Below are 20,697 nucleotides of genomic sequence, written 5' to 3'. Positions count from 1 at the left end.
GATAAAGCTCTACTTTAGGCGATCTGATTCTTTAAATACAGCTAGAAATTAATTCCGTTATCTACCGTTTCATGTCAACATTAACGCTTACGTCTCCGTACATTATTATCGATTTCGACAGCACTTTCACCAAAGTGGAGGGGTTGGACGAACTGGCCGCCATTGCTTTAGCCAATAATCCCGAGCGGGAAAAGATTGTCGGGCAGATCCGTAATCTGACCGATAAGGGAATGAGTGGAGAAATGTCATTTGCTGAAGGTCTTCGGCAGAGAATCGATTTGTTGAGTGGGAATCGCTCCCATATTGAGGAGTTGATCTCCTTCCTAAGAACGAAGGTTTCCGATTCATTTTTACGTAATAAGCAGTTTCTTTCTGAAAATACAGATCAGATCTATATTGTATCGAGCGGCTTTAAAGAATTTATAGTTCCGGTAGCTACCGAATTGGGTATCCGGGCCGACCATGTTTTTGCCAATGAGTTTCTTTTCGACGAAGAAGGAAATATTGTTGGAATTGATACAGACAACGTGCTATCTACCGACGGAGGTAAAATTAAGTTGCTGGAAAATCTAAAGCTAGAAGGTGAGGTTTACGTGATTGGCGATGGCTATACCGATTATCAGATGAAAGAATCGGGCTTAGCCGACCGGTTTTATGCCTTTACCGAAAATGTTGAAAGAGAGAAGGTGGTGGCCGTGGCCGATCATATCGCTACCTCTTTGGACGATTTCCTTTTCGACAATAAGTTAATGCGTAGCCAGTCTTATCCCAAGAGCCGTATCAAGGTATTGCTTTTGGAAAATGTGCACCCCGCCGCCCTCAAGGCATTTGAAGAAGAAGGATTTAATGTTGAATTCGTAAAAGGGGCTTTGGACGAAGACGAACTTTGTGAGCGCATTAAGGATGTGTCCATCATTGGGATCCGTTCGAAGACTAATATCACCAAAAAAGTATTGGAGCATGCCAACAAGTTGATGGCGATCGGTGCTTTTTGTATCGGTACTAATCAGATCGACTTGGACGAAGCTGCCAAGCGCGGCATCGCCGTCTTCAATGCACCTTATAGCAATACCCGTTCGGTAGTAGAGCTGGCTATAGGGGAGATGATCCTGTTGATTCGTAACATTGTCCCTAAGAGCAATATGATGCACGAGGGTAAATGGGACAAGTCGGCCAATGGTAGTTTCGAGGTAAGAGGCAAGAAGCTAGGAATGGTAGGCTATGGTAGCATTGGAACCCAGCTTTCGGTCGTAGCCGAAGCCATGGGTATGGAAGTGTTTTTCTACGATGAGATAGAAAAGCTATCACTAGGAAATGCGCGTAAGGTGAGTACCCTAGACGAGCTCCTGAGTATCTCCGATGTCATCAGCCTTCATGTGGACGGTCGCAAGGAAAATACCAATATCATCGGCAAGCGGGAGTTCGATTTGATGAAAGACGGGGTGATATTTATGAACCTGTCGCGGGGCCATGTAGTGGACATCAAGGCTTTGGCCGAGGCCATTAAAAGTGGTAAGGTCGCTGGTGCTGGTGTCGATGTGTTCCCTAAAGAACCCAAAACGAATAAGGAAGCCTTTGAGAGTGAGTTGATAGGCCTGCCCAACGTGATTTTGACCCCTCATATTGGAGGCAGTACCGAAGAAGCACAGGAAAACATAGGCCATTTTGTTCCGGCCAAATTGTTGGAGTTTATGAATAATGGAAGCTCGTATGGTAGTGTCAACTTCCCTGAGGTGCAGCTACCTAAGCTCAAAGATTCGCATCGTTTGCTTCATATACACGCCAACGTGCCAGGTGTTTTGGCGAAGTTGAACCGTATTTTTGCCGATACGAATGTTAACATCACGGGTCAATATTTGAAGACTAACGAACATATTGGATATGTAATCGTGGATATTTCTAAAAAATATACCGAAGAGTTTATCCAAATGGTGAAAGAGGTAGATGGGACCATTCGGTTTAGAATGCTGTACTAAGATGTCACCAAGTTAAGCTGAAAAGGTTTGATTAAGGGTGTTACTTCTTTAATCAAACCTTTTTGGTTTTTTGCAAAACAACGAATGTAGAATTCACTCCAATTACTAATTATATGTCCCAAATTTACTTTACTCCAGGTCCCGCTCAGCTTTATCCAAGCTTCGACAAGCACTTACAGAATTTTGTGAGCCAGCAGCTAGGGTCCATTTCTCATAGAAGTGCCCAATATAGGTCCTTGCACCAATATACGGTGGAGCAGGTACGTGCCCTTCTTAATGTACCCGAGTCCCATCAAATCCTATTCTTAGGGTCAGCCTCCGAAGCCTGGGAGCGTATTGTCTTTAGCTGTGTGGCCATGGAAAGTTTTCACCTGGTAAACGGCTCGTTTTCGACAAAATTTGCCGATTATTCACATGCCCTCAACAAATACGCTCATAAATTAGAAAAGCCCATGGGAGAGGGATTTTCAGCTTCGGAAATAGTGGTACCGGAATACGCCGAACTGATTGCCGTGACGCATAACGAAACGAGCTCAGGGGTACAGATGCCCGTGGAGGAGATACATCGGTTAAAGGCCAAGCACCCCGATCGGTTTATGGCCGTCGACATGGTGTCTTCAGCCCCTTATCCGGCTCTAGACTACGCTATGATCGAAAACGCATTCTTTTCCGTTCAAAAGGCTTTTGGACTGCCAGCAGGCCTGGGGGTATGGATCGTGAGTGAAAAATGTTTGGAAAAGGCTCAGGAGATCAAAAAGACCTATTCCATAGGGGCTCATAACGATTTGCCTACCCTTTGGAAAAATGCCTTGAATCATGAAACCCCTGCTACGCCTAACGTGATGGGGATCTATCTGCTAGGCCAAATAGCGGCGGAGATGAATGCCATAGGCGTAGATACGATTCGCCAACAGACCGAACAGAAAGCGGCAATATTGTACGATTTTATAGAGAAAACCCCCGGTTTTTCTGCCTTCGTAAAGGAGAAGCCTTTCCAGTCGCAAACGGTTGTCGTGGCCGACACGGAGCGTCCTTCATCGGAGGTTATTAAGGCCCTAAAAACCAAAGGGATGGTAGTAGGTAGTGGCTATGGCAAATTCAAAGAGCAACAGATCCGTATTGCCAATTTCCCGGCTACTTCCTTAGAGCAGGTGGAACAGCTGACGGCCGGACTTGCTGGCATATAAATGAAATAAAATATTAGACTAGGAGCGCAGGACCATCGGTCGCTGCGCTCTTTTGGTAGGTAGCCAGTTATTTTTAAATTCTTGCCAATTTGAGATAATAAGCCCTAGGCTTTTAATTTTTTGTCCTATATTTCAGGGCAATACGATAGGCCTTTGGAGTCTTCCAGTTTTTTTGTACCTACTAAATACAGGAGTCGTGCAGCAGCTGTTCCAATATCTATGTTCTATCTCTCCGCTAACTCCCGCTACCCTGCGTGAATTGGAGGGGATCTTTTGTGAGGTCGCACTCAGGAAACACGAATCGTTTGTGGAGGCTGGAAAGGTGGCCAAAAAGTTTGGGATATTGGAACACGGAATCCTTCGAGCCTACTACCGTACAGAGGGTGGGCAGGAGTATAACAAGCATTTTTTTAGGGCTCCTTGTTTTATTGGTGGATTTTCTTCCCTGGTTACGGGAGAGCCTAGTCCTATCAATCTGCAGGCGCTTACCGATTGCCATATTTGGGAAGCCGATTACCACTCCCTCACGAAGCGCTACGATGAGTGGCCCGATTTGGAACGGTTGTCAAGGATACTTGCCGAACAATATTTTGTACAGAAAGAAAGGCGTGAGGTTGAAATCGTATTGCTAAATGCCGATAAACGTTATCAGATTTTCAAAAATGAATTTCCTGAGCTAGAAAACCTCATTCCGCAATATCATATAGCCTCTTATCTCGGCATTACACCCACGCAGTTGAGCCGGATTAGAAAAATGCGGACCAAAGGATGATTTCTTTACCTATGTAAATGGACGGCCCGTAAACAAGCCGGTTATTTGTAACGCTATTTCATGAAGGTCATAGGCCCTTGCCAAGCAGGCTGTCGATCCACCACCGTGGTATGGCAGGTATTGTTAATGCTTGTACAAAGGGCCGTTGGTGTATTGAAATGGCGGGAGAAAACGATGGATTTTAACCTTTACATAAAATGGAGCTTAGTCAACATAAAATCCTGATCACCGGGGCGACTCGGGGGATCGGATTAGCACTTGCCAAGAAGTTTTTGTCACTGAACAACCGGGTGATTATTACCGGAAGAAACGAAGCTGATTTGGATTCTATTCAAAAGCAATATCCAACCCTGGCCACCTTTATGGGTGATTTGGCAGTGCCAGCCGATTTGGATCGCCTTATTCTCTTTATTGAACGAGAACATCCCGATCTGAATATCCTCATCAATAATGCGGGTATTCAGTATAATTACCTATTTGCAGAGGAGCCCCATATTTTCAGTAAAATCGATTATGAAATGACCGTCAATTTCCTAGCTCCAGCCAAATTGACGGCAGCGCTATTGCCTATACTGATGGCCAATCATCGATCGGCCATTATTAATGTATCGTCTGGGATGGCCATAGTACCCAAAAAGTTGGCGGCTGTCTATAGTGCCAGTAAAGCCGCCATGCATTTATTTTCCCAGTCGCTCCGTTATCAGCTGCCCAATACCAGGGTTTTTGAACTGATCCCCCCGTTGGTGGCGACCGATATGACCCAAGGCAGAGGGAAGGGGAAAATATCCGCTGACCAGCTTGCCGATGCCTTCGTAATATGCTTTAAGCACGATCGGTTTGAGGCCAATATTGGGAAGATAAGACTGTTGCGAATCCTTCATAGGCTCTGGCCAAGGCTGGCCGATAGGATCATTAATAATAACGATGGATGAAGTAGGTTGGTTGGTTTTGTGGCTTTGGGTTTTGTAATATTTGGTATGTGAATAGTCCTGTTATAGGCCTTTGGCGTATACCAATTACCAACCCAATAGAAACCCATATCTAACGAAAGTATGAAAGACCAAAAGTCAACTAAAGCGAATGCCCCGACACGCCGGGAATTTATCAAAGCGAGTAGTTTAGCGGCCAGCTCTTTCTTTATTGTTCCACGCCATGTTCTAGGAAAAGGATATATCGCTCCAAGTGATAAACTCAATATTGCTGGTATTGGGGTAGGGGGCAAGGGGAGAAGCGACTTGGCGAGCTTTGCCAAGAGTCCCCATGTGAATATAGTGGCCCTTTGTGATGTTGATGACAGGCAGGCGGTTACTTCTAGGGAGAATTTCCCCAAGGCCAACTACTATAGGGACTTTAGAGAAATGCTACAGAAGGAGCATAAAAATATCGATGCATGCTCCATTTCTACCCCCGACAACACCCACGCGGTGGCTACATTGGCGGCTATGCAACTGGGCAAGCATGTGTATACCCAAAAGCCCCTGACCCACGATATTTATGAGGCCCGAATCCTTGGTCAAGCGGCCAAGAAATACAAGGTAATCACCCAAATGGGGAACCAAGGTGGTTCGGGGAATGGGGTGCGCCGCATGCAGGAGCTCTATAACTCAGGAATTATTGGGAAGGTAGAAAAGGTGTTATGCTGGACCAACCGTCCGGTTTGGCCACAGGCCGTACCTACTGACACCATAGACCCCATCCCTAAAGAGCTCGATTTTGACCTATGGCTAGGACCTTCACCCAAGGTGGGGTATAACAAATCCTACTTGCCATGGAACTGGCGAGGCTGGTGGCCTTATGGCACCGGAGCGCTTGGCGATATGGCCTGCCATATTATGGATCCTGTGTATAGGATATTGCCGATCCTTTATCCTACTTCAGTGGAGTGTAGCGTAGGAGGTACTTGGACTTTTACTTTAAGAGAGCAAGATAATAACCCGGCATGGACGCCCTTTACCACTTCTATTCACCTCGACTACCCCCGCAACGACGGGGAAGGGAATATTAAGGTCAGCTGGTACGACGGCGGGATATTGCCTGAACTGCCCGAGGAGCTCGAGCCTGGAGATGCATTTGGAAATTCGGATGGCGGGGTGCTCTTTATCGGTTCCAAAGGAAAGCTGATGGCCGACTGCTATGGGGCCAACCCTCGGTTGCTTCCGCTGAAGGAGAATGAAATCGTGAATGTTCCCGAAACTTTGGCGCGCGTACCCAACGAGGACCACTATCTGCAATGGGTAAATGCATGTATGGATGGCTATGGCAAGGGGGTTACTAGTTCGCCCTTTGAATACGCCGCTCCCTTTACTGAAAGTATCCTCATTGGCAACTTGGCCCTCAGAAGCTGGATGTCGCGCGATAACCCCACAGCGAAACGTTCGGCAGATAAATATTTAGGACGTAAAAAACTGTATTGGGATGCCGAGAATATGAAGGTGACCAATTATGAAAATGCCAATCAGTTCGTAAAAAGAGAATACCGCGATGGCTGGGATTTGAAATTATAAGGTCGATTACGACTGGGGAATAGTGCAAAAGGCTATTCCCCTCCCGACTTCGGTGTAAGAATAGAATACCATTCCAATGAAAAATTATTATATTTGACCATTGATGATTTTGCAGCACCTAGTCTATCGTGAAAAAAATAGAACCTTTCGGAGTTTGGGAAACAGAACCACAGCTGTGGAAGGCCGTACGTTCTGGCGATGAGGCCGCCTTTACCTTCCTATTTGAAAAGTACCATCCCCATCTTTATAATTATGGCAGCAAGCTTACTTCGGAGACCGACCTGCTGGAAGATGCCATTCAGGATGTGTTCATAGATATTTGGAGGCTAAGGGAAGGGCTTACAGAACAGGTTCTGTCCATCAGATACTACTTGTTGCGTTGTTTGCGTAGGCGTATTCGTAAAGGAATGGATCGGCATAGCCACACCGACGACCTGAGTGCGGTGCCCGAGGAAGTCCTTTTGGCTCAGTCTTTGGGCGATACCGAACAGCTTATGATCGCTGCCGAGTCCGAAGGTCAGCGCAAAGAAATGGTGCAGAAACTGATCAACTCCCTTCCTCAGCGCCAGCTGGAAGCCATTACCTTGCGGTATTACGAAGGCCTTTCCAACGAGCAAATAGCCCAGATGATGGGAGTAAGCCAGAAGTCGGTTCGAAATTTCTTATATAAAGCCTTGACCCATATGAGATTGGCTCAAGAATTGGCACACCTAACCTTGTGGTGCTTGGCTCTCCTCCTGAATGTTTAAAATTTTATTCGAAATACGCATGCATTGAAGGGGTCGTTTACCGATTTCCCGACTCTTAGTATATGAATGGCACCAGAAAGGCAAACCAGATGAAAGCAGTACCCTTTACCCTTACTGAGCTGATACGGCACGACAAGTTTATCGATTGGGTACTTAATCCGGATACGATACAGGATCGCTATTGGCATGACTATCAGGTGCAGTTTCCGGAATCGACGGGTTTAATAGCATCTGCCCGTGAATATGTATTGCTACTGGCTGTGGATACGGGGCGTCACAAACCCAGCGCCGAGCAAAGTAGCAAAATGTGGGAGGTGGTAAAAGGTAAAATGAAGTGAAAGGCAGGTTTTCCTGAATATTTGAAGTATCAGCGTGTATCGACAGGTCGATCGGGTATCGGCTGGGTGGGTTACGTGTATACTATAGCGTTATTGTTCGGTGGGAGGGTAAAGGCTACTTTAGGGCCATATGCTGGGGTATTTAAACGAGCTAAGGGTTCCGTTATAGGGGCTGATTGAAGTAATTTTCGCGGCCTAAATTCATCCATGCCTAAGGGCTGATGTTCTCCCAAGGGCCATACGTCGAGTCGTTGGACTTGGAGAATAGAATACTATTCTGTGTTAAGAATTACCTAACGTTTTTTTTAGATAAAGTAAGTAAATATGAAATATTGGAAAGCGTTGATCCTGTGGGTCATCGTAGTAAGTTGTGTTAAAAGTCACCAAACGGTGCAGCATACCAGGCAGTCGGAGGGGGTACCTTCAGCACGTCGAGGCGAAGTGCTTTTTTTGGGGCATCAGAGCAAGCACCACGACTCGGGGAAATATGCACCTTGGCTGGCTATAAAGCTATTTCGGAGTGGGGTGAATATGTCCTATACCACCGATTTGGCGGATCTCAATACGGAGAACCTTTCCAAATTTGATGGCCTGATTATCTATGCCAATCACGATTCTTTACCTCCACAGCAGGAGGCTGCGCTCAAGGCTTTCGTAGACGGGGGCAAAGGCCTTATCCCTATTCATTCGGCATCGGGTTGTTTTCGGAATTCGGATTGGTATATCTCGGCTATCGGGGGGCAGTTTGCCTCGCATGGTACTGGTTCCTTTGCCAATACCATTCTACAGCCTCAGCACCCAGTCCTGAAGGGTATCACCCCCTTCGAGACCTGGGATGAAACCTATGTACATCAACGACTCAACCCCGATAACCTGATATTGGGTGAGCGGGTCGATGGTACCCATCATGAGCCTTATACTTGGGTACGCACCCAAGGTAAGGGGCGGGTGTTTTACACGGCCTATGGCCATGAAGACAAAACCTGGACCAATATTGGTTTTTTGAATTTGGTACGTAACGGCGTCCTCTGGGCGATTGGTGACAGAGTGTCCGAACAAATTGCGGCCTTAGACATTCCAGATCCCGATATTTACGAGTCCGATACCATCGCAGGGTTTACCCAGCGCCATGTAGTACCCCAAGAACAGGTCGCTCTTTCTCCAGCCCAATCGAGCAAGTTAATTCAAGTGCCGGCCGATTTCGAAATCCAGCTTTTTGCAGCAGAACCCGACATTCAAAACCCCATTTCTATGGCTTGGGATGAAAGGGGTCGGCTTTGGGTAGTGGAGTCGGTGGACTACCCCAACACCTTTAAGGAGACCGATGGGCAGGCCAACGACCGCATCAAAATCTGCGAAGATACCGATGGCGATGGCAAGGCCGATAAATTTACCGTTTTTGCCGATGGGCTCAATATCCCCACGAGCATGGTATTCTCTCAGGGCGGGGTGATCGTCTCTATGGCGCCCGATTTTGTTTTTTTAAAGGATACCAATGGGGATGACGTGGCCGACGTCCGACGGGTGATTATGACCGGGTGGGGTAAAAACGATACCCATGCCGGTCCTTCGCATCTGCAATATGGCTTCGATAATAAGATATGGGGAGTCAATGGCTACTCTGGGTTCGACGGGGTAGTCGATGGGCAGAAACTGAAATTTCCTCAGGGAGTCTATCATTTTAATCCCGACGGCTCCGATTTTGCCTTTTTGGGCAATACCAGCAATAATACCTGGGGATTAGGCTTCACCGAAGACAATAACGTGTTCCTATCGACGGCCAATAATACCCATAGTGCTTTTTACTCCATGCCAGCGCGATATATGCAAAGGCGGCTTGAGGGGGAAGAGAAGGAAATTCAGTCTGTGCAAAAAATTGACGGACATTACGATGCGCATGCTATGACGCCCAATTTGCGCCAAGTGGATGTGGTAGGAGGCTTTACCGCCGCCTCAGGACATCATTTTTATACGGCACGCGACTACCCCAAGTCCTACTGGAACCGGGTGGCCTTTGTGTCGGAGCCTACCGTTCGGCTTGTTCATCATGCCATTATCGAAAAAGATGGAGCCGGCTTTAAGGAATCGGATGGATGGAACCTAATGGCCAGCTCCGACGAATGGTTTGGGCCGGTGCATGCCGAAGTGGGGCCCGATGGAGCCGTTTGGGTGGCCGATTGGTATAACTTTATCATACAGCACAACGTATTCGTTCCGCGTCAGTCGCCTTCAGAGTTTATCCTTCCGTTTACAGAGCAGCCTCATGGACAGGGAAATGCCTTCGAAAGCCAGATGCGCGATACCAATCACGGGAGAGTGTACAGGGTCGTTTACAAAAAGGCGGTGAAGAAACCTCAGCCAAGGCTGTCGATAGAGGACAAACCTGGGCTTTTAGCCGCCCTCCGAAACGACAATATGTTCTGGAGGATGACCGCCCAAAGGCTATTGGTCGAATCGGGGGATCGGTCGGTGGCCCCCGTCTTATATCAAATAATTGGGGATAAGGCCGTGGATTCCATTGGGTTAAATAGTCCAGCCGTGCACGCATTATGGACCTTGCATGGCCTGGGTATGCTGGATGGCAGCCACCCAGAGGCCGTTCGTGTGGTAGTGCAGGCCTTGAAGCACCCGGCAGCGGGAGTTCGGAAAGCGGCAGTGGACGTATTGCCAAGAAACCGCCAAAGTTTTGATGCGATGGTGCCTTTGCTTAAAGATACGGATCTGAATACCCGGCTGGCGGCCCTAGTGAGCCTGATCCATTACCCGGCCGATCCGGCCATAGGAGAAGCGCTTTATAATGCCACGAAAGTAGAAGAAAATGCAGCGGATCCGTGGATAGCCAAGGCCCTCCTAGCTGCGGCCATAGCACAGGAAGAGGGGTTTTTGGCTGCCGCCATAAGGGATAACAGCCCGACGGCATTTGCAGAAAAAATCCGTAACTCCTTGCGTCAGGAAGTATATCATTTGGGACGCAGAACCACCATGCAGTTTGCACCCGACGTTACAGGCAAGGAGATTGCACTGTCGGTCCTCATTACCAAAGATCAAGACTATGAGCTAGAGGGCTTTATTATGGGACAGGGAGATGCCACAGCGGGCTATGCCCTCTACATTGCCAATGGGAGGGTGGTAGTACAGGTAAACCAGCACGGGATGCAGACCAAGGTGCAATCTGATGCCGACCTGCCCGAAAAATTTGAGGTACTGGCTCGCTTAGACAATTCTGGTAAGCTGACCCTGGAGATTGACGGGGAGTTGGCGGCTACAGGAAATACGCATGGTTTGTTTCGCGCTCCTTTGCCGGAGACAGTAAGGAGTGGGGAGGATCGAGAGACTAAAATTGGGGCTTATCCCGACAAGTTTTCCTTTAGGGGGAGTTTTCAAAAGGCCAAGCTCATGCTCAATAGGCCCGAAGTTAGCCAAAGTCCAGTAACCGTCATTAAGAAATCGACCTTTAAGCCCACCACCGATGTGGAAGTGATCGAGCTGTCGGTGGTGCCCGAGATGTTGCAGTATTCTAAAACATTGATAAAAGTAAAGGCCGGACAAAAGGTGGCCATTATTCTTGAAAATCCCGATGGGATGCAGCATAATATGCTGATTGCCCGTCCAGGTACTTTGGAAACCGTGGGAAAGGCTGCCGATGCCCTACTTACCGATCCACAGGCCGCTCAGCGATACTATGTCCCCGACATTCCTGAGGTGCTTTTCTCTACCAAATTGGTGAACTCTGGAGAGACGGTAACCTTAGAGTTTACAGTTCCGGCTGAGCCCGGCGACTACCCATTCGTATGTACCTTCCCGGGACATTGGCGGGGAATGAACGGTATCCTGCGGGTTGTCAAATAAGAAACGGAATTTTTACCTCATGAAAATGCACCAAAGTATGCGAAGTACGTATTATTTGTTATCATTATTGCTCCTTCTGAGCATTGGAGGCCAAGCCCACAGTTCTGTTAAGAAGAAAGGGATAAGGGTATTGATGGTGGGAGGAGGGTCCTCCCATGACTTCGATCGCTGGTATAAGCAGGAAGATGTGGCAACCCTGGAGCGAGGTAAGCTGGCCAAGGTAACCTACACCCAGGATCCTAGTCAAATACTAACCCTGCTACCCGATACTGATGTCTTGTTTTTGGCCAATAATCAACCTATTGAGGATAAAACGATACGAAAAGCAATTATGGCCTTTTCGCAGGCGGGAAAAGGGGTGGTATTGGCACATCCGGCCCTTTGGTACAACTGGGCCGATTGGCCCGAATACAATAAAAATTTGGTAGGAGGTGGGGCTCGGGGGCACAACAAATATGGCCCCTTTGATGTGAGCATCACCGCCCCAAGCCACCCGGTAATGAAAGGTGTGCCAGCCGTTTTTGAGCTCGATGATGAGCTCTATTATTTCAAATCGGATCCAGAAGGTTCGCCCATCAAGGTGCTGGCAACGGCTAAGTCTACGCAATCAGATGCCGTTTTTCCGAGTGTTTTTGAAGTCCAATATGGAAAGGGGAGAATTTTGGGCATAGCCTTAGGCCATGATGCCGGTTCACATAGCTTGCCGGCCTATCAAAGCCTTATTAGGAATGCGGTGAAGTGGGTGTCAAAATAGGTCCCCCAAGCGGGTGTCTTGAAGCTAAGGAATGAATTATATTATACAATCTATTAAAAGAGTATGAATCAGAAACAAATAACGGTGGTAATAGTAGGAATGGGTTTCGGCAAGGAATTTATCCCTATTTATCAGAGTCATCCCCATATAAAGGCGGTAGGGATATGTACCAGAAATCGGCAGACACGTGAAGAACTGACGAAGAAGTTTGACCTAGACCCAAATCTCGTTTTTGAGCATTTTGAAGACGTCCCTTTACGAGACGATATTGATGCCATTCATATCGTGACGCCCGTCCCCGAGCATGCCCGTATGACCTTGGCCTCCTTAAATGCCGGTAAGCATACGGCCTGTACCATTCCCATGGCCATGACGGTAGCCGACTGTGAGGCTATTGTGGAGGCTAAGCGCCGAGCTAACAAAGTGTACATGATGATGGAGACGGCGCTTTATACGCGTGAATTCTTATTTGGCCTTAAAAAAGCGGAGTCAGGAGCGCTAGGGAAGATTCAGTTTGTACGCGGCTCGCATATTCAGGACATGAGTATGGAGGGCTGGGGAGAATATTGGAAGGGCTACCCCCCAATGCTCAATGGTACGCATGCCATTTCCCCCTTGTTGAAGATCAATAATACCGTGGCGGAGTCGGTGGTATGCCACGGTTCTGGCAGGCTCTCTGAGGACCTCACCAGTCGTTATGGCTCTCCGTTTGCGGTAGAAACGGCCACCTTCAAGCTAAAAGACTCGGATGTGGTGGCAGAAGCAACCCGCTCTCTCTTCGACGTCGTTCGCCAGTACCGGGAGAGCTATGATGTGTACGGTACCAAAATGTCCTTCGAATGGGAACAACTGCAGGATGAGCAGCATGTGGTGTTCGATGGAGGTGAGAATGCCGTCAGAACCGATGTGCCCGATACCGATGAATTGCTGATAGAGCCCATCAAACATTTTACCAAAAGGGAGAAAATCGATGACCCCAATCATGTGTCTTTCTTGCAAGGAGCCGGGCATGGAGGCTCGCATCCTCATTTGGTGCAAGAGTTTGTTGCGGCCATTATAGAGGGGCGTGACTCGGCGGTGGACGCTGCGTTGGCGGCCAACTATACTTGTGCGGGTATCTGTGCCCATGAATCGGCCATGAAAGGTGGGGAGCGTGTAGAGGTGCCTACCTTCGGACTATAAATTATTTACAGGGCCCGCCTCCAAGTTATTGAGGTGGGCCCTTCATTCGCCTTTGGCGAATAATTGACTTGTGTTATGATATTTGGTATTAGTACCTTCGTTTGGGCTTCTCCTTTTTCTACCGCTCAGCTTCCTTTGCTTAAGAAGGTAAAAGCCATGGGTTACGATCTGATCGAAATTGCGGTAGAAGACCCCTCTCTAATCGATTGGAAAAGCGTGCGCCTGGCAGCCAGGGAGCTGGATTTGAAAGTTACCATCAGTGGAGCCTTCGGTGCTGAGCGTGATATTTCTAGTACCAACCCCGACTTTCGCGAAATCGGTAAAACCTATATTCTGGATTGTATTCGCATTGCCGCTTATATGGAGAGTCCACTCTTTGGCGGTCCCCTCTATTCGGCCGTCGGCAAGACACGGCTGGTGAGCGCCGAGCAAAAAGAACGAGAAAGAAGCTGGTGCGTCGAAACCCTCCATGAATTGGCCGAACTGGCGCGGGTAGAAGGAGTTGTTTTGGGTTTGGAACCTTTAAACCGCTTCGAAACGGATATGATCAACACCGTAGACCAGGCCCTAGCGCTGGTAGGCGAAGTAGGTCACCCTTCTCTCAAAATCGTTTTGGATACCTTTCATGCCAATATAGAAGAGAAAAATATAGCCCAGAGTGTCCGATCGATTGGCAAAGATCTGCTATGCCATGTGCAAGGTAATGAGAGCGATAGGGGCACTCCAGGTACGGGCCATTTGGAATGGGAAGACCTACGTGACGCCCTACGAGAGATCCAGTATGAAGGCGCCATCGTGATAGAGACTTTCGGCCAACCTTCTAAGGAACTAGCTAAGGCTGCTAGCATCTGGCGCCCACTCGCCAACAGCGCCGATGACCTGGCCACGGAGGGGTTGGCGTTTTATAAGTGGCTTTTTTAAATCCTAAAACAATATAATATAGATATAACTACAAATTGTGCTAAATAATAGCATCAATAAGGGTTTGATGACGAATATTTAAAAGGTTGCCGTTATTACGTATTGGTATTTTTTACTTCATACAGCAATAAGGGATGTCAAATTGACGAAACCGACAGGCAGCGTAGTATTTGAAGTATATAACAGGCGAGCCAATGGTATGCCAGGGAACCTGAACTTTGGTTTATGACAGCTTCTATCCAGATGGTCGTGCCTATCGGCCCGGAGAAGTGGCCCTAATCAAAGGGCTCACCGGAAGGAAATTGGGTACTTTGTTACAAAAAACAAATAGTTAATAGATTTTTCGCTCTAAAGTCAGATTTAATATCTATGACCGATTCCATACTTAGCTATGTTAATGTCCTTGAAGCGGATAAAGGGTTATTACATTGGTTAAAGTATGTTTTCTATAGGGCCATAGAGGATTTTCGGGCTAGTCTATATTTGACCGATGATGCCGAGGGTGGGAGTGGTAAATCCGAATTTGTTACCTAATAACCCTGGTTTTTAAAACTAAAGATGATCGATAGCCCTACCTAGGATTAACGACTAGGGTTTCCAAAAAATAAAGGAGCGCCTTTTGGGTGCTCCTTTATTTTTGTACTTACTTATAATCCCATTTGAGTTCGCAGCAGGTCCTCTAAGGTTTCCCTTCTTTTGATTAGGCTGGCTTGACCATGGTCTACCAGTACCTCGGCAGGGCGGAAGCGGGCGTTATAGTTGGAGCTCATGGTGATGCCGTAGGCTCCGGCATTCATAAAGGCGAGGATATCATTTTGCCGTACTTCTGGCAGTACCCGATCCGAGGCGAACGTGTCGGTTTCGCAGATGTACCCTACCACATTATAATGTTTTTCGGGTCCTGACGGATTAGAGGTATTGAGGATATGGTGATAAGAGCCATACATCATAGGGCGTATGAGGTGGTTGAGTCCCGAGTCGATATGGACAAAGTTACGAGCAGGGTCTTCTTTTACCACGGTCACCGTAGTGAGCAAGTAGCCCGATTCGCTGACCAAAAATTTTCCTGGCTCAAACCATAATTGCAAGGGCTTGCCATATGCCTGGCAAAACTTTTGGAAACGTTCCGATATTTTTGATCCTAGCAATTTCATATCGGTGATTCCATCCCCAGGCTTATAGGAAACCTTGAAGCCTCCTCCGAGGTCGATAATTTGAAGATCCTTAAAGTGCTTGGCCGCATCGAATAAGATATCGGCCACTTTCAAGAAAGGAGCGGCATCTTTGATGTCGGAGCCAGTATGCTGGTGAAGGCCTATTACTTTAATATCGTACCGGTTTACTATGTCCAGTATAGAGTCCAAGAGCAATACAGAGATCCCAAATTTAGAATCGGCATGAGCCGTCATAATTTTTTCGTTTCCTCCGGCAGCAACGTTAGGCTTGATGCGAATCATACAAGGCTTGGTAGCCCCATATGTTTGGCCAAACCATTCCAGCAACGGGAGGCTGTCCAGATTGACGATGGCGCCCGCATCGACGGCCTGTTTTACTTCTGAAAAGGGTACCCCACTCGGGGTAAAGGTGATTTGGCTGGTCGTATACCCGGCCAATACGCCCATCTGCATTTCACCAGGAGAGACTACATCGAGCTCCACACCGAGTTCCCGCATCAAACGGAGTATCGATAAATTGGTGTTGGCCTTGCAGGCATATTTAATTTTTAGATCGACGGCCTGAAATGCCGACTGCAATTCACCCACCTTTTGGCGGATGGTGCCTGCATCATAGACATAAAGTGGACTTTCGAATTCTTGAACGAGTTTCTCAGGACTTAGGCCTTGGATATGGTATTGGTTACTTTCGTTACGTTGCATGGGTTGTACTTCTATAAGACGGGTTGTGATGGTAATGTGGTGTCAGACACCCCGGTATTGTTGTAGGTATTGGGCCATTTCTTGTTGCAGTTTGTGCGCCTCTTCTCCCGCCCTTAGGGCAAAATCCTGGCCATTGCTCGCATAAATGATACTTCGGGAGGCGTTAATGAGCAGTCCGCAACGGCTGGTCATTCCGATACGAGATACTTCCTGAAGGCTGCCACCTTGGGCGCCTACACCCGGGACGAGCAGAAAATGATCGGGTACTAAGGTTCGGATATGCGCTAGGTCTTGGGTTTGGGTGGCTCCCACGACGTACATCATGCGGTCGGCTCCTGCCCATTGCTGAGAAGTACGCAAAACTTGTTCGTATAATGGACCTTCAGGAGTTTGTAACCTTTGAAAATCACTCCCTCCCTGGTTGGAGGTTAGGGCGAGTAAAATGACCCATTTATTTTCGAATTCGAGAAAAGGCAGTACGGAGTCGCTGCCCATATAGGGAGCCACCGTTACCGAATCAAAATCGAATCCGGAGGCGGATGGGTCGAAGAAGGTACGCGCATAAAGGCTGGAAGTATTACCAATATCCCCTCTTTTGGCATCGGCAATGGTAAAGTGAGTTTTGGGGATATACTCCATGGTCTTCTGGAGGCTCTCCCAGCCCTTGGCTCCAAGCGCCTCATAAAAGGCGATATTGGGCTTATAAGACACGCAATAGGGGAGCGTGGCGTCGATGATCTGACGGTTAAATTCGAATATAGGATCCTTCTCCTTCAATAGATGGCTAGGGATTTTACGGATGTCCGTGTCTAACCCTACACATAGGTAGGATTCTTTCTCTAAAATATGGGCGTAAAGCGTATCGTAAGTCATGATAATTAAAATATTGCGCCGAAATTACAACCTCTGCCAATAGATTCATAAATTTGCGCCTATATTCAGACTTTTTCAATACTTATAATCACAATATATCCAACTATGCGCATTCAAGAAACTTCCATTTCCGGACTAGTAGAGCTATTTCCTAGGGTGTTTGAAGACGAAAGAGGGCTGTTTTTTGAATCTTTCAATGCCGAAGTTTTTAAAAGCCTGGGATTGCCTAGCGACTTCGTTCAGGATAATCAGTCCTTTTCCAAAAAAGGGGTAGTAAGGGGGCTGCACTTTCAGAATGCTCCTTATGCACAGGGTAAGTTGGTGCGTGTAGTGTCTGGCAGGGTGTTGGATGTGGCCGTGGATGTACGCCCAGAGTCCGCAACTTTTGGGAAGTATGTAATTTTTGATTTGAAAGCCGAGCTCAATAATATGGCCTATATCCCGGAAGGGTTCGCCCATGGATTCGCGGCCTTAGAAGATTCAGTCTTTAGTTATAAATGTACCAATGTATATAACAAGGCTGCCGAATCGGGTATTATTTGGAACGATCCAGAGCTGGCCATCGACTGGGGAGTGGCCGAGCCTAATGTTTCCGAAAAGGATCTGTTATTGCCTAGTTTTAAGTCGCTCTTTAAAGAGCAAGGCATTTGATATTTCAGCCAGTACAGCCGTAGCGAGATTATTTTTCAAAAAGTTCTTCTACTGCTTTACTGGCGACTTTATAGGCCGATTGGGGGTTTTGGCCCGTGATCAGCCTTTCGTCTAGCTCAATATGTTCCAGGAAAGGCAGTACCGATTTGGTGAAATGTGCACCCTTTTGCTTGAGGCTGTCCTCCAACGAAAAGGGCGTGTCGCTAAGGAAACTTACTAATTTATCTTCCAAATTGGTAAAGCCAGTAAGGTATTTGTCGGCAATGAAAGGGACTCCATGGTCTAGCATGATAGGTAAAAGTCCGGCTACCCCGTGTCCTACGGCGGTGATATGACCACCCCGTTGATAAATTTCTAAGGCTATAGCAGCCAAGGTAGCCTGATGGGGTAAATCCCACATGGAACCTGGCCCCCCTGCAAAATAGATGAGGCGGTAGTCGCTCGGATGTATATCTTGAGGGCTGAGGGACTTTTCTAATCGCTTATTCCACTCCGCATCGGCCATATATTTATGGTTCAATTCGTCTTTTCCTTCCTTGCTACGGGGGTCTATCGGGATGGTGCCACCCAAGGGACTAACGATATCGATGAGCACTTTCTTTTTGTTGAGTACTTCAAAAAAATGAGTCACCTCGTTGAGCCAAATTCCAGTTTGGGTCGACTTGCCGGGATACTGACCTTGATTGGTACAAACTATGAGTGCTTTCATATAGAAAAGAGGATATTGCCCCTAACCATCAAAAGTGGTAAAGCGTTTTTTTGATCAATATAAAATAAATATATCAAGAATCCGCTCGGCCAAGGCCTTCCGTCTTTATATTAAATGGTTCTTATAGGCGAACGCCACCGCCGCCGCTGTATTTTTGGTTCCGGTTTTATCCAAAACTCTTAGTCGATGTCCTTCTACCGTTCGGATACTGATAAAGAGCTTTTCCGCAATTTCACTCGTGGATAGGCCATCACAAATAAGCTGCAATACATCCTGTTCCCTTGGCGATAGGGCTACATTGCAGGCATTAGGGAAATGCGGGTGTTTGTTGGTTGCGCGGGTAGCCATTTTCCTATGCATGGCTTTAGATACGAAATCATTATAATAAAAACCTTCTTCAGCTACCCGGTGAATGGCTTTTTCGACCTCGTCGGGACTGGTATCCTTTAACAGGTAGCCCTGAACCCCTTTTTCGAGCATATCGATTACAAACCGATCTTCATTATACATCGATACTACGATGATCTTAATATTGGGGAATCGTTCAAAAGCGAGCTCGGTAGCCTGTATGCCATCCATAATGGGCATTTGCAGGTCCATAAAAACAATGTCGGGAGTGTCCAAGGCCATTTTGTCCAATAACTCCTGTCCGTTACCCGCCTCTAGGATAAACTCGTACTCCGTAATCCCACTGAGCATGGCAATAAATCCCTTTCTGAATAATTCGTGGTCATCGGCAATTCCTAGTCTGAGGACCTTATTGGTGGTTGTTTCTGTTTTCATAGGATCTTAATTGAGGACTCCCTGGCTAATGATGGTGCAATTTAGGAAATCCTGGCTCTTTTATATGGATGTAGCGGTTCAGGTTTGCCGGCAGTCACCGGGGCTACGGGTATCTGAGCAATGGCCATGGACCCACCCGTGGCAGGAGATACATACCGTACGATACCATTAATGATGGCTAAGCGACTCTCAATACCCAGGAGGCCAAGGCCCGTCATATTGCTGTCTTTCAATTGTTGGGCATCGAATCCAATGCCATTATCGGTAACTCTTAGAAAAAGGAACTCAGTGGTTACTTCTAACTCAATTTCTATAAAGGTACATTTGGCATGCTTAATGGCGTTATTAACAAGCTCTTGCATGATCCGGTATAGGGTGAGTTCTACTTTCTGCTGTTGTCTGGGGAATTCGTCGGCGTTAGAATGAAAGCTTATTTTTAATTGATTGTCTGCCTCTAATTTATTGATAAATTCACTGATGGCTTCCGATAAGCCAAAGCGTTCCAAGGTCGTCGGGACTAAGTCCCTGGTGATCCTTCGGACATGTAGGATGGTTTCTTCGACCAGACTCTGAGACTTCCTGATTAGGGCTCTTTCCTTGCTATCACTTTCTAGGGCTATTTTATTAAGTTGGTTTAGGCTTAGCTTGGTGAGCGACAGCATGGTGCCAATATCGTCGTGAAGGTCTTGGGCGATTCGCCTCCGCTCGGTTTCTTCCGAATCCAAAGCCGTATCGAGCAGCCTTTTATTATGCCCCTTTTCTACTTCATTCAGTTTTTTTTCGGCTTCAAATTTCTTTTTTTGATAGAGCATAACGAAGGAGATGACAAAAAATGCCATCAATAACATTGCCAGGGTCGCAATTACTAGCACAAATTTAAGCTCCTCAATGTCTTGCATAATTATGTTTTTGGAAATTCATTAATCCTATACTCATCATGATCAAATAAAAGATTTCGAATAGGTAGGAAATGTTGGCGGCGAAGCCTATTGATAATGGATTATCCCATTTTTCGGTATAATGTAGTACTGGCGCAATAAATACAAAACTCGAATAATATAATAATAGCCCGCAACAAATCCAGAAAAAGGTAGAAGTGAATAAATTAGGCACTTTCATCGACTTCATTAATTCATAAAAGTAAAGCAAAATCCATAATAGCATCAGAATACATTGAATGGTGGAGGCATAGGGCACCATGGCATGGTGGTGGTTGTCCTCGAGTTGCGGGTTTACATTGAGCATATCCCAAACAGAAAAAATGGCAAAAGCTACTATGCTGGTGGCTACTAGCCTTTTAAGAACTCCAGAATCCAGTTTATAAATGAACATCCCCGCTAGTAATGTATATGAAATGGGTAAGCTTAAGTTGTATAAGATGATATTGTTTATTCTATTAGCTGCCAAATGGAACATAGCCAAGTCAATAGCCAGTTTGGTGATCAGGAATATGAGTAAAATTAAATAAGGGGCTATGACATACGCTTCCTTTTTAATGAGTATCAATAACGGTATTAGTGTGATGAAGACGGGTATACATTGCAGCGGATGTCTCATGCATAACCCTATATA

At 46.8% G+C, this 20,697-nt stretch carries 19 protein-coding genes; 13 read left to right on the top strand and 6 right to left on the bottom strand.

Annotated elements, in window-relative coordinates:
- The first annotated feature begins 71 nt into the window (after positions 1 to 71).
- From serA to CLV98_RS23460, 12 genes are all read left to right on the top strand, one after another.
- Positions 72 to 1,976, top strand: a complete 1,905-nt coding sequence (serA, locus tag CLV98_RS15355; RefSeq protein WP_109675470.1) for a phosphoglycerate dehydrogenase — start codon at positions 72 to 74, stop codon at positions 1,974 to 1,976.
- A gap of 113 nt (positions 1,977 to 2,089) precedes the next feature.
- Positions 2,090 to 3,163, top strand: a complete 1,074-nt coding sequence (locus CLV98_RS15350; RefSeq protein ID WP_109675467.1) for an aminotransferase class V-fold PLP-dependent enzyme — start codon at positions 2,090 to 2,092, stop codon at positions 3,161 to 3,163.
- Between the two features lie 196 nt (positions 3,164 to 3,359).
- Positions 3,360 to 3,935, top strand: a complete 576-nt coding sequence (locus tag CLV98_RS15345) for a Crp/Fnr family transcriptional regulator (protein ID WP_109675662.1) — start codon at positions 3,360 to 3,362, stop codon at positions 3,933 to 3,935.
- Positions 3,936 to 4,132: 197 nt separating this feature from the next.
- On the top strand, positions 4,133 to 4,867 hold the full coding sequence (locus tag CLV98_RS15340) for an SDR family oxidoreductase (RefSeq protein ID WP_109675465.1): 735 nt from the start codon (positions 4,133 to 4,135) through the stop codon (positions 4,865 to 4,867).
- Between the two features lie 120 nt (positions 4,868 to 4,987).
- Complete coding sequence (locus tag CLV98_RS15335; protein ID WP_109675463.1) at positions 4,988 to 6,439, top strand: Gfo/Idh/MocA family protein; 1,452 nt, start codon at positions 4,988 to 4,990, stop codon at positions 6,437 to 6,439.
- Between the two features lie 128 nt (positions 6,440 to 6,567).
- Positions 6,568 to 7,188 (top strand): RNA polymerase sigma factor, encoded by a 621-nt coding sequence (locus CLV98_RS15330; protein ID WP_229203402.1) that lies wholly within the window; start codon positions 6,568 to 6,570, stop codon positions 7,186 to 7,188.
- Positions 7,189 to 7,277: 89 nt separating this feature from the next.
- Positions 7,278 to 7,526: a hypothetical protein gene (locus tag CLV98_RS15325; RefSeq protein WP_146202289.1), complete on the top strand. Its 249-nt coding sequence runs from the start codon at positions 7,278 to 7,280 to the stop codon at positions 7,524 to 7,526.
- A 324-nt stretch (positions 7,527 to 7,850) separates the two neighbouring features.
- Positions 7,851 to 11,375: a PVC-type heme-binding CxxCH protein gene (locus CLV98_RS15320; RefSeq protein ID WP_109675459.1), complete on the top strand. Its 3,525-nt coding sequence runs from the start codon at positions 7,851 to 7,853 to the stop codon at positions 11,373 to 11,375.
- A 19-nt stretch (positions 11,376 to 11,394) separates the two neighbouring features.
- Entirely contained in the window at positions 11,395 to 12,129 is a 735-nt protein-coding gene (locus CLV98_RS15315) for a ThuA domain-containing protein (RefSeq protein ID WP_109675457.1), read from the top strand.
- Positions 12,130 to 12,192: 63 nt separating this feature from the next.
- Positions 12,193 to 13,311 carry a Gfo/Idh/MocA family protein gene (locus CLV98_RS15310; RefSeq protein ID WP_109675455.1) on the top strand — a complete coding sequence of 373 codons (1,119 nt, stop codon included), beginning with the start codon at positions 12,193 to 12,195 and terminating at the stop codon, positions 13,309 to 13,311.
- Between the two features lie 75 nt (positions 13,312 to 13,386).
- Complete coding sequence (locus CLV98_RS15305) at positions 13,387 to 14,232, top strand: sugar phosphate isomerase/epimerase family protein (RefSeq protein ID WP_109675453.1); 846 nt, start codon at positions 13,387 to 13,389, stop codon at positions 14,230 to 14,232.
- A gap of 369 nt (positions 14,233 to 14,601) precedes the next feature.
- Positions 14,602 to 14,766 (top strand): hypothetical protein, encoded by a 165-nt coding sequence (locus CLV98_RS23460; protein ID WP_158281272.1) that lies wholly within the window; start codon positions 14,602 to 14,604, stop codon positions 14,764 to 14,766.
- A gap of 113 nt (positions 14,767 to 14,879) precedes the next feature.
- On the opposite strand, the gene lysA is transcribed toward CLV98_RS23460, so the two are convergent.
- Both lysA and pyrF read right to left on the bottom strand, forming a co-directional pair.
- Positions 14,880 to 16,109, bottom strand: coding sequence for a diaminopimelate decarboxylase (gene lysA / locus CLV98_RS15300; RefSeq protein WP_109675451.1), 1,230 nt, complete (start codon positions 16,107 to 16,109; stop codon positions 14,880 to 14,882).
- Between the two features lie 42 nt (positions 16,110 to 16,151).
- Positions 16,152 to 16,982, bottom strand: a complete 831-nt coding sequence (gene pyrF, locus CLV98_RS15295) for an orotidine-5'-phosphate decarboxylase (protein ID WP_109675449.1) — start codon at positions 16,980 to 16,982, stop codon at positions 16,152 to 16,154.
- A gap of 105 nt (positions 16,983 to 17,087) precedes the next feature.
- Here pyrF and rfbC point away from each other — a divergent pair, with 105 nt between their 5' ends.
- Positions 17,088 to 17,633: a dTDP-4-dehydrorhamnose 3,5-epimerase gene (gene rfbC, locus CLV98_RS15290; RefSeq protein ID WP_109675447.1), complete on the top strand. Its 546-nt coding sequence runs from the start codon at positions 17,088 to 17,090 to the stop codon at positions 17,631 to 17,633.
- Between the two features lie 28 nt (positions 17,634 to 17,661).
- Here the strand turns inward: rfbC and CLV98_RS15285 are convergent, their stop codons facing one another.
- The 4 genes from CLV98_RS15285 to CLV98_RS15270 form a co-directional block, all read right to left on the bottom strand.
- Complete coding sequence (locus tag CLV98_RS15285; RefSeq protein WP_109675445.1) at positions 17,662 to 18,342, bottom strand: type 1 glutamine amidotransferase domain-containing protein; 681 nt, start codon at positions 18,340 to 18,342, stop codon at positions 17,662 to 17,664.
- A 105-nt stretch (positions 18,343 to 18,447) separates the two neighbouring features.
- Complete coding sequence (locus CLV98_RS15280) at positions 18,448 to 19,125, bottom strand: response regulator transcription factor (protein WP_109675443.1); 678 nt, start codon at positions 19,123 to 19,125, stop codon at positions 18,448 to 18,450.
- Positions 19,126 to 19,166: 41 nt separating this feature from the next.
- Positions 19,167 to 20,024: a sensor histidine kinase gene (locus tag CLV98_RS15275; RefSeq protein WP_109675441.1), complete on the bottom strand. Its 858-nt coding sequence runs from the start codon at positions 20,022 to 20,024 to the stop codon at positions 19,167 to 19,169.
- Positions 20,011 to 20,682 (bottom strand): hypothetical protein, encoded by a 672-nt coding sequence (locus CLV98_RS15270; protein ID WP_146202288.1) that lies wholly within the window; start codon positions 20,680 to 20,682, stop codon positions 20,011 to 20,013. The genes CLV98_RS15275 and CLV98_RS15270 overlap by 14 nt, the downstream gene beginning before the upstream one ends.
- Between the last annotated feature and the right edge of the window lie 15 nt (positions 20,683 to 20,697).

This window comes from Dyadobacter jejuensis, assembly GCF_003149085.1.
Classification (GTDB): Bacteria; Bacteroidota; Bacteroidia; order Cytophagales; family Spirosomataceae; genus Dyadobacter; species Dyadobacter jejuensis.
This window is presented reverse-complemented; position numbering and strand designations above follow the sequence as displayed.

Excerpts from the sequence above, each read along its gene's own strand:
- CLV98_RS15325 (WP_146202289.1), top strand. The coding sequence starts at position 7,278 with ATGAAAGCAGTACCCTTTACCCTTACTGAGCTGATACGGCACGACAAG.
- CLV98_RS15275 (WP_109675441.1), bottom strand. The coding sequence starts at position 20,024 with ATGCAAGACATTGAGGAGCTTAAATTTGTGCTAGTAATTGCGACCCTG.
- CLV98_RS15350 (WP_109675467.1), top strand. The coding sequence starts at position 2,090 with ATGTCCCAAATTTACTTTACTCCAGGTCCCGCTCAGCTTTATCCAAGC.
- serA (WP_109675470.1), top strand. The coding sequence starts at position 72 with ATGTCAACATTAACGCTTACGTCTCCGTACATTATTATCGATTTCGAC.
- lysA (WP_109675451.1), bottom strand. The coding sequence starts at position 16,109 with ATGCAACGTAACGAAAGTAACCAATACCATATCCAAGGCCTAAGTCCT.
- pyrF (WP_109675449.1), bottom strand. The coding sequence starts at position 16,982 with ATGACTTACGATACGCTTTACGCCCATATTTTAGAGAAAGAATCCTAC.
- CLV98_RS15320 (WP_109675459.1), top strand. The coding sequence starts at position 7,851 with ATGAAATATTGGAAAGCGTTGATCCTGTGGGTCATCGTAGTAAGTTGT.
- CLV98_RS15335 (WP_109675463.1), top strand. The coding sequence starts at position 4,988 with ATGAAAGACCAAAAGTCAACTAAAGCGAATGCCCCGACACGCCGGGAA.
- CLV98_RS15280 (WP_109675443.1), bottom strand. The coding sequence starts at position 19,125 with ATGAAAACAGAAACAACCACCAATAAGGTCCTCAGACTAGGAATTGCC.
- CLV98_RS23460 (WP_158281272.1), top strand. The coding sequence starts at position 14,602 with ATGACCGATTCCATACTTAGCTATGTTAATGTCCTTGAAGCGGATAAA.
- rfbC (WP_109675447.1), top strand. The coding sequence starts at position 17,088 with ATGCGCATTCAAGAAACTTCCATTTCCGGACTAGTAGAGCTATTTCCT.
- CLV98_RS15305 (WP_109675453.1), top strand. The coding sequence starts at position 13,387 with ATGATATTTGGTATTAGTACCTTCGTTTGGGCTTCTCCTTTTTCTACC.
- CLV98_RS15340 (WP_109675465.1), top strand. The coding sequence starts at position 4,133 with ATGGAGCTTAGTCAACATAAAATCCTGATCACCGGGGCGACTCGGGGG.
- CLV98_RS15315 (WP_109675457.1), top strand. The coding sequence starts at position 11,395 with ATGAAAATGCACCAAAGTATGCGAAGTACGTATTATTTGTTATCATTA.
- CLV98_RS15310 (WP_109675455.1), top strand. The coding sequence starts at position 12,193 with ATGAATCAGAAACAAATAACGGTGGTAATAGTAGGAATGGGTTTCGGC.
- CLV98_RS15270 (WP_146202288.1), bottom strand. The coding sequence starts at position 20,682 with ATGAGACATCCGCTGCAATGTATACCCGTCTTCATCACACTAATACCG.
- CLV98_RS15285 (WP_109675445.1), bottom strand. The coding sequence starts at position 18,342 with ATGAAAGCACTCATAGTTTGTACCAATCAAGGTCAGTATCCCGGCAAG.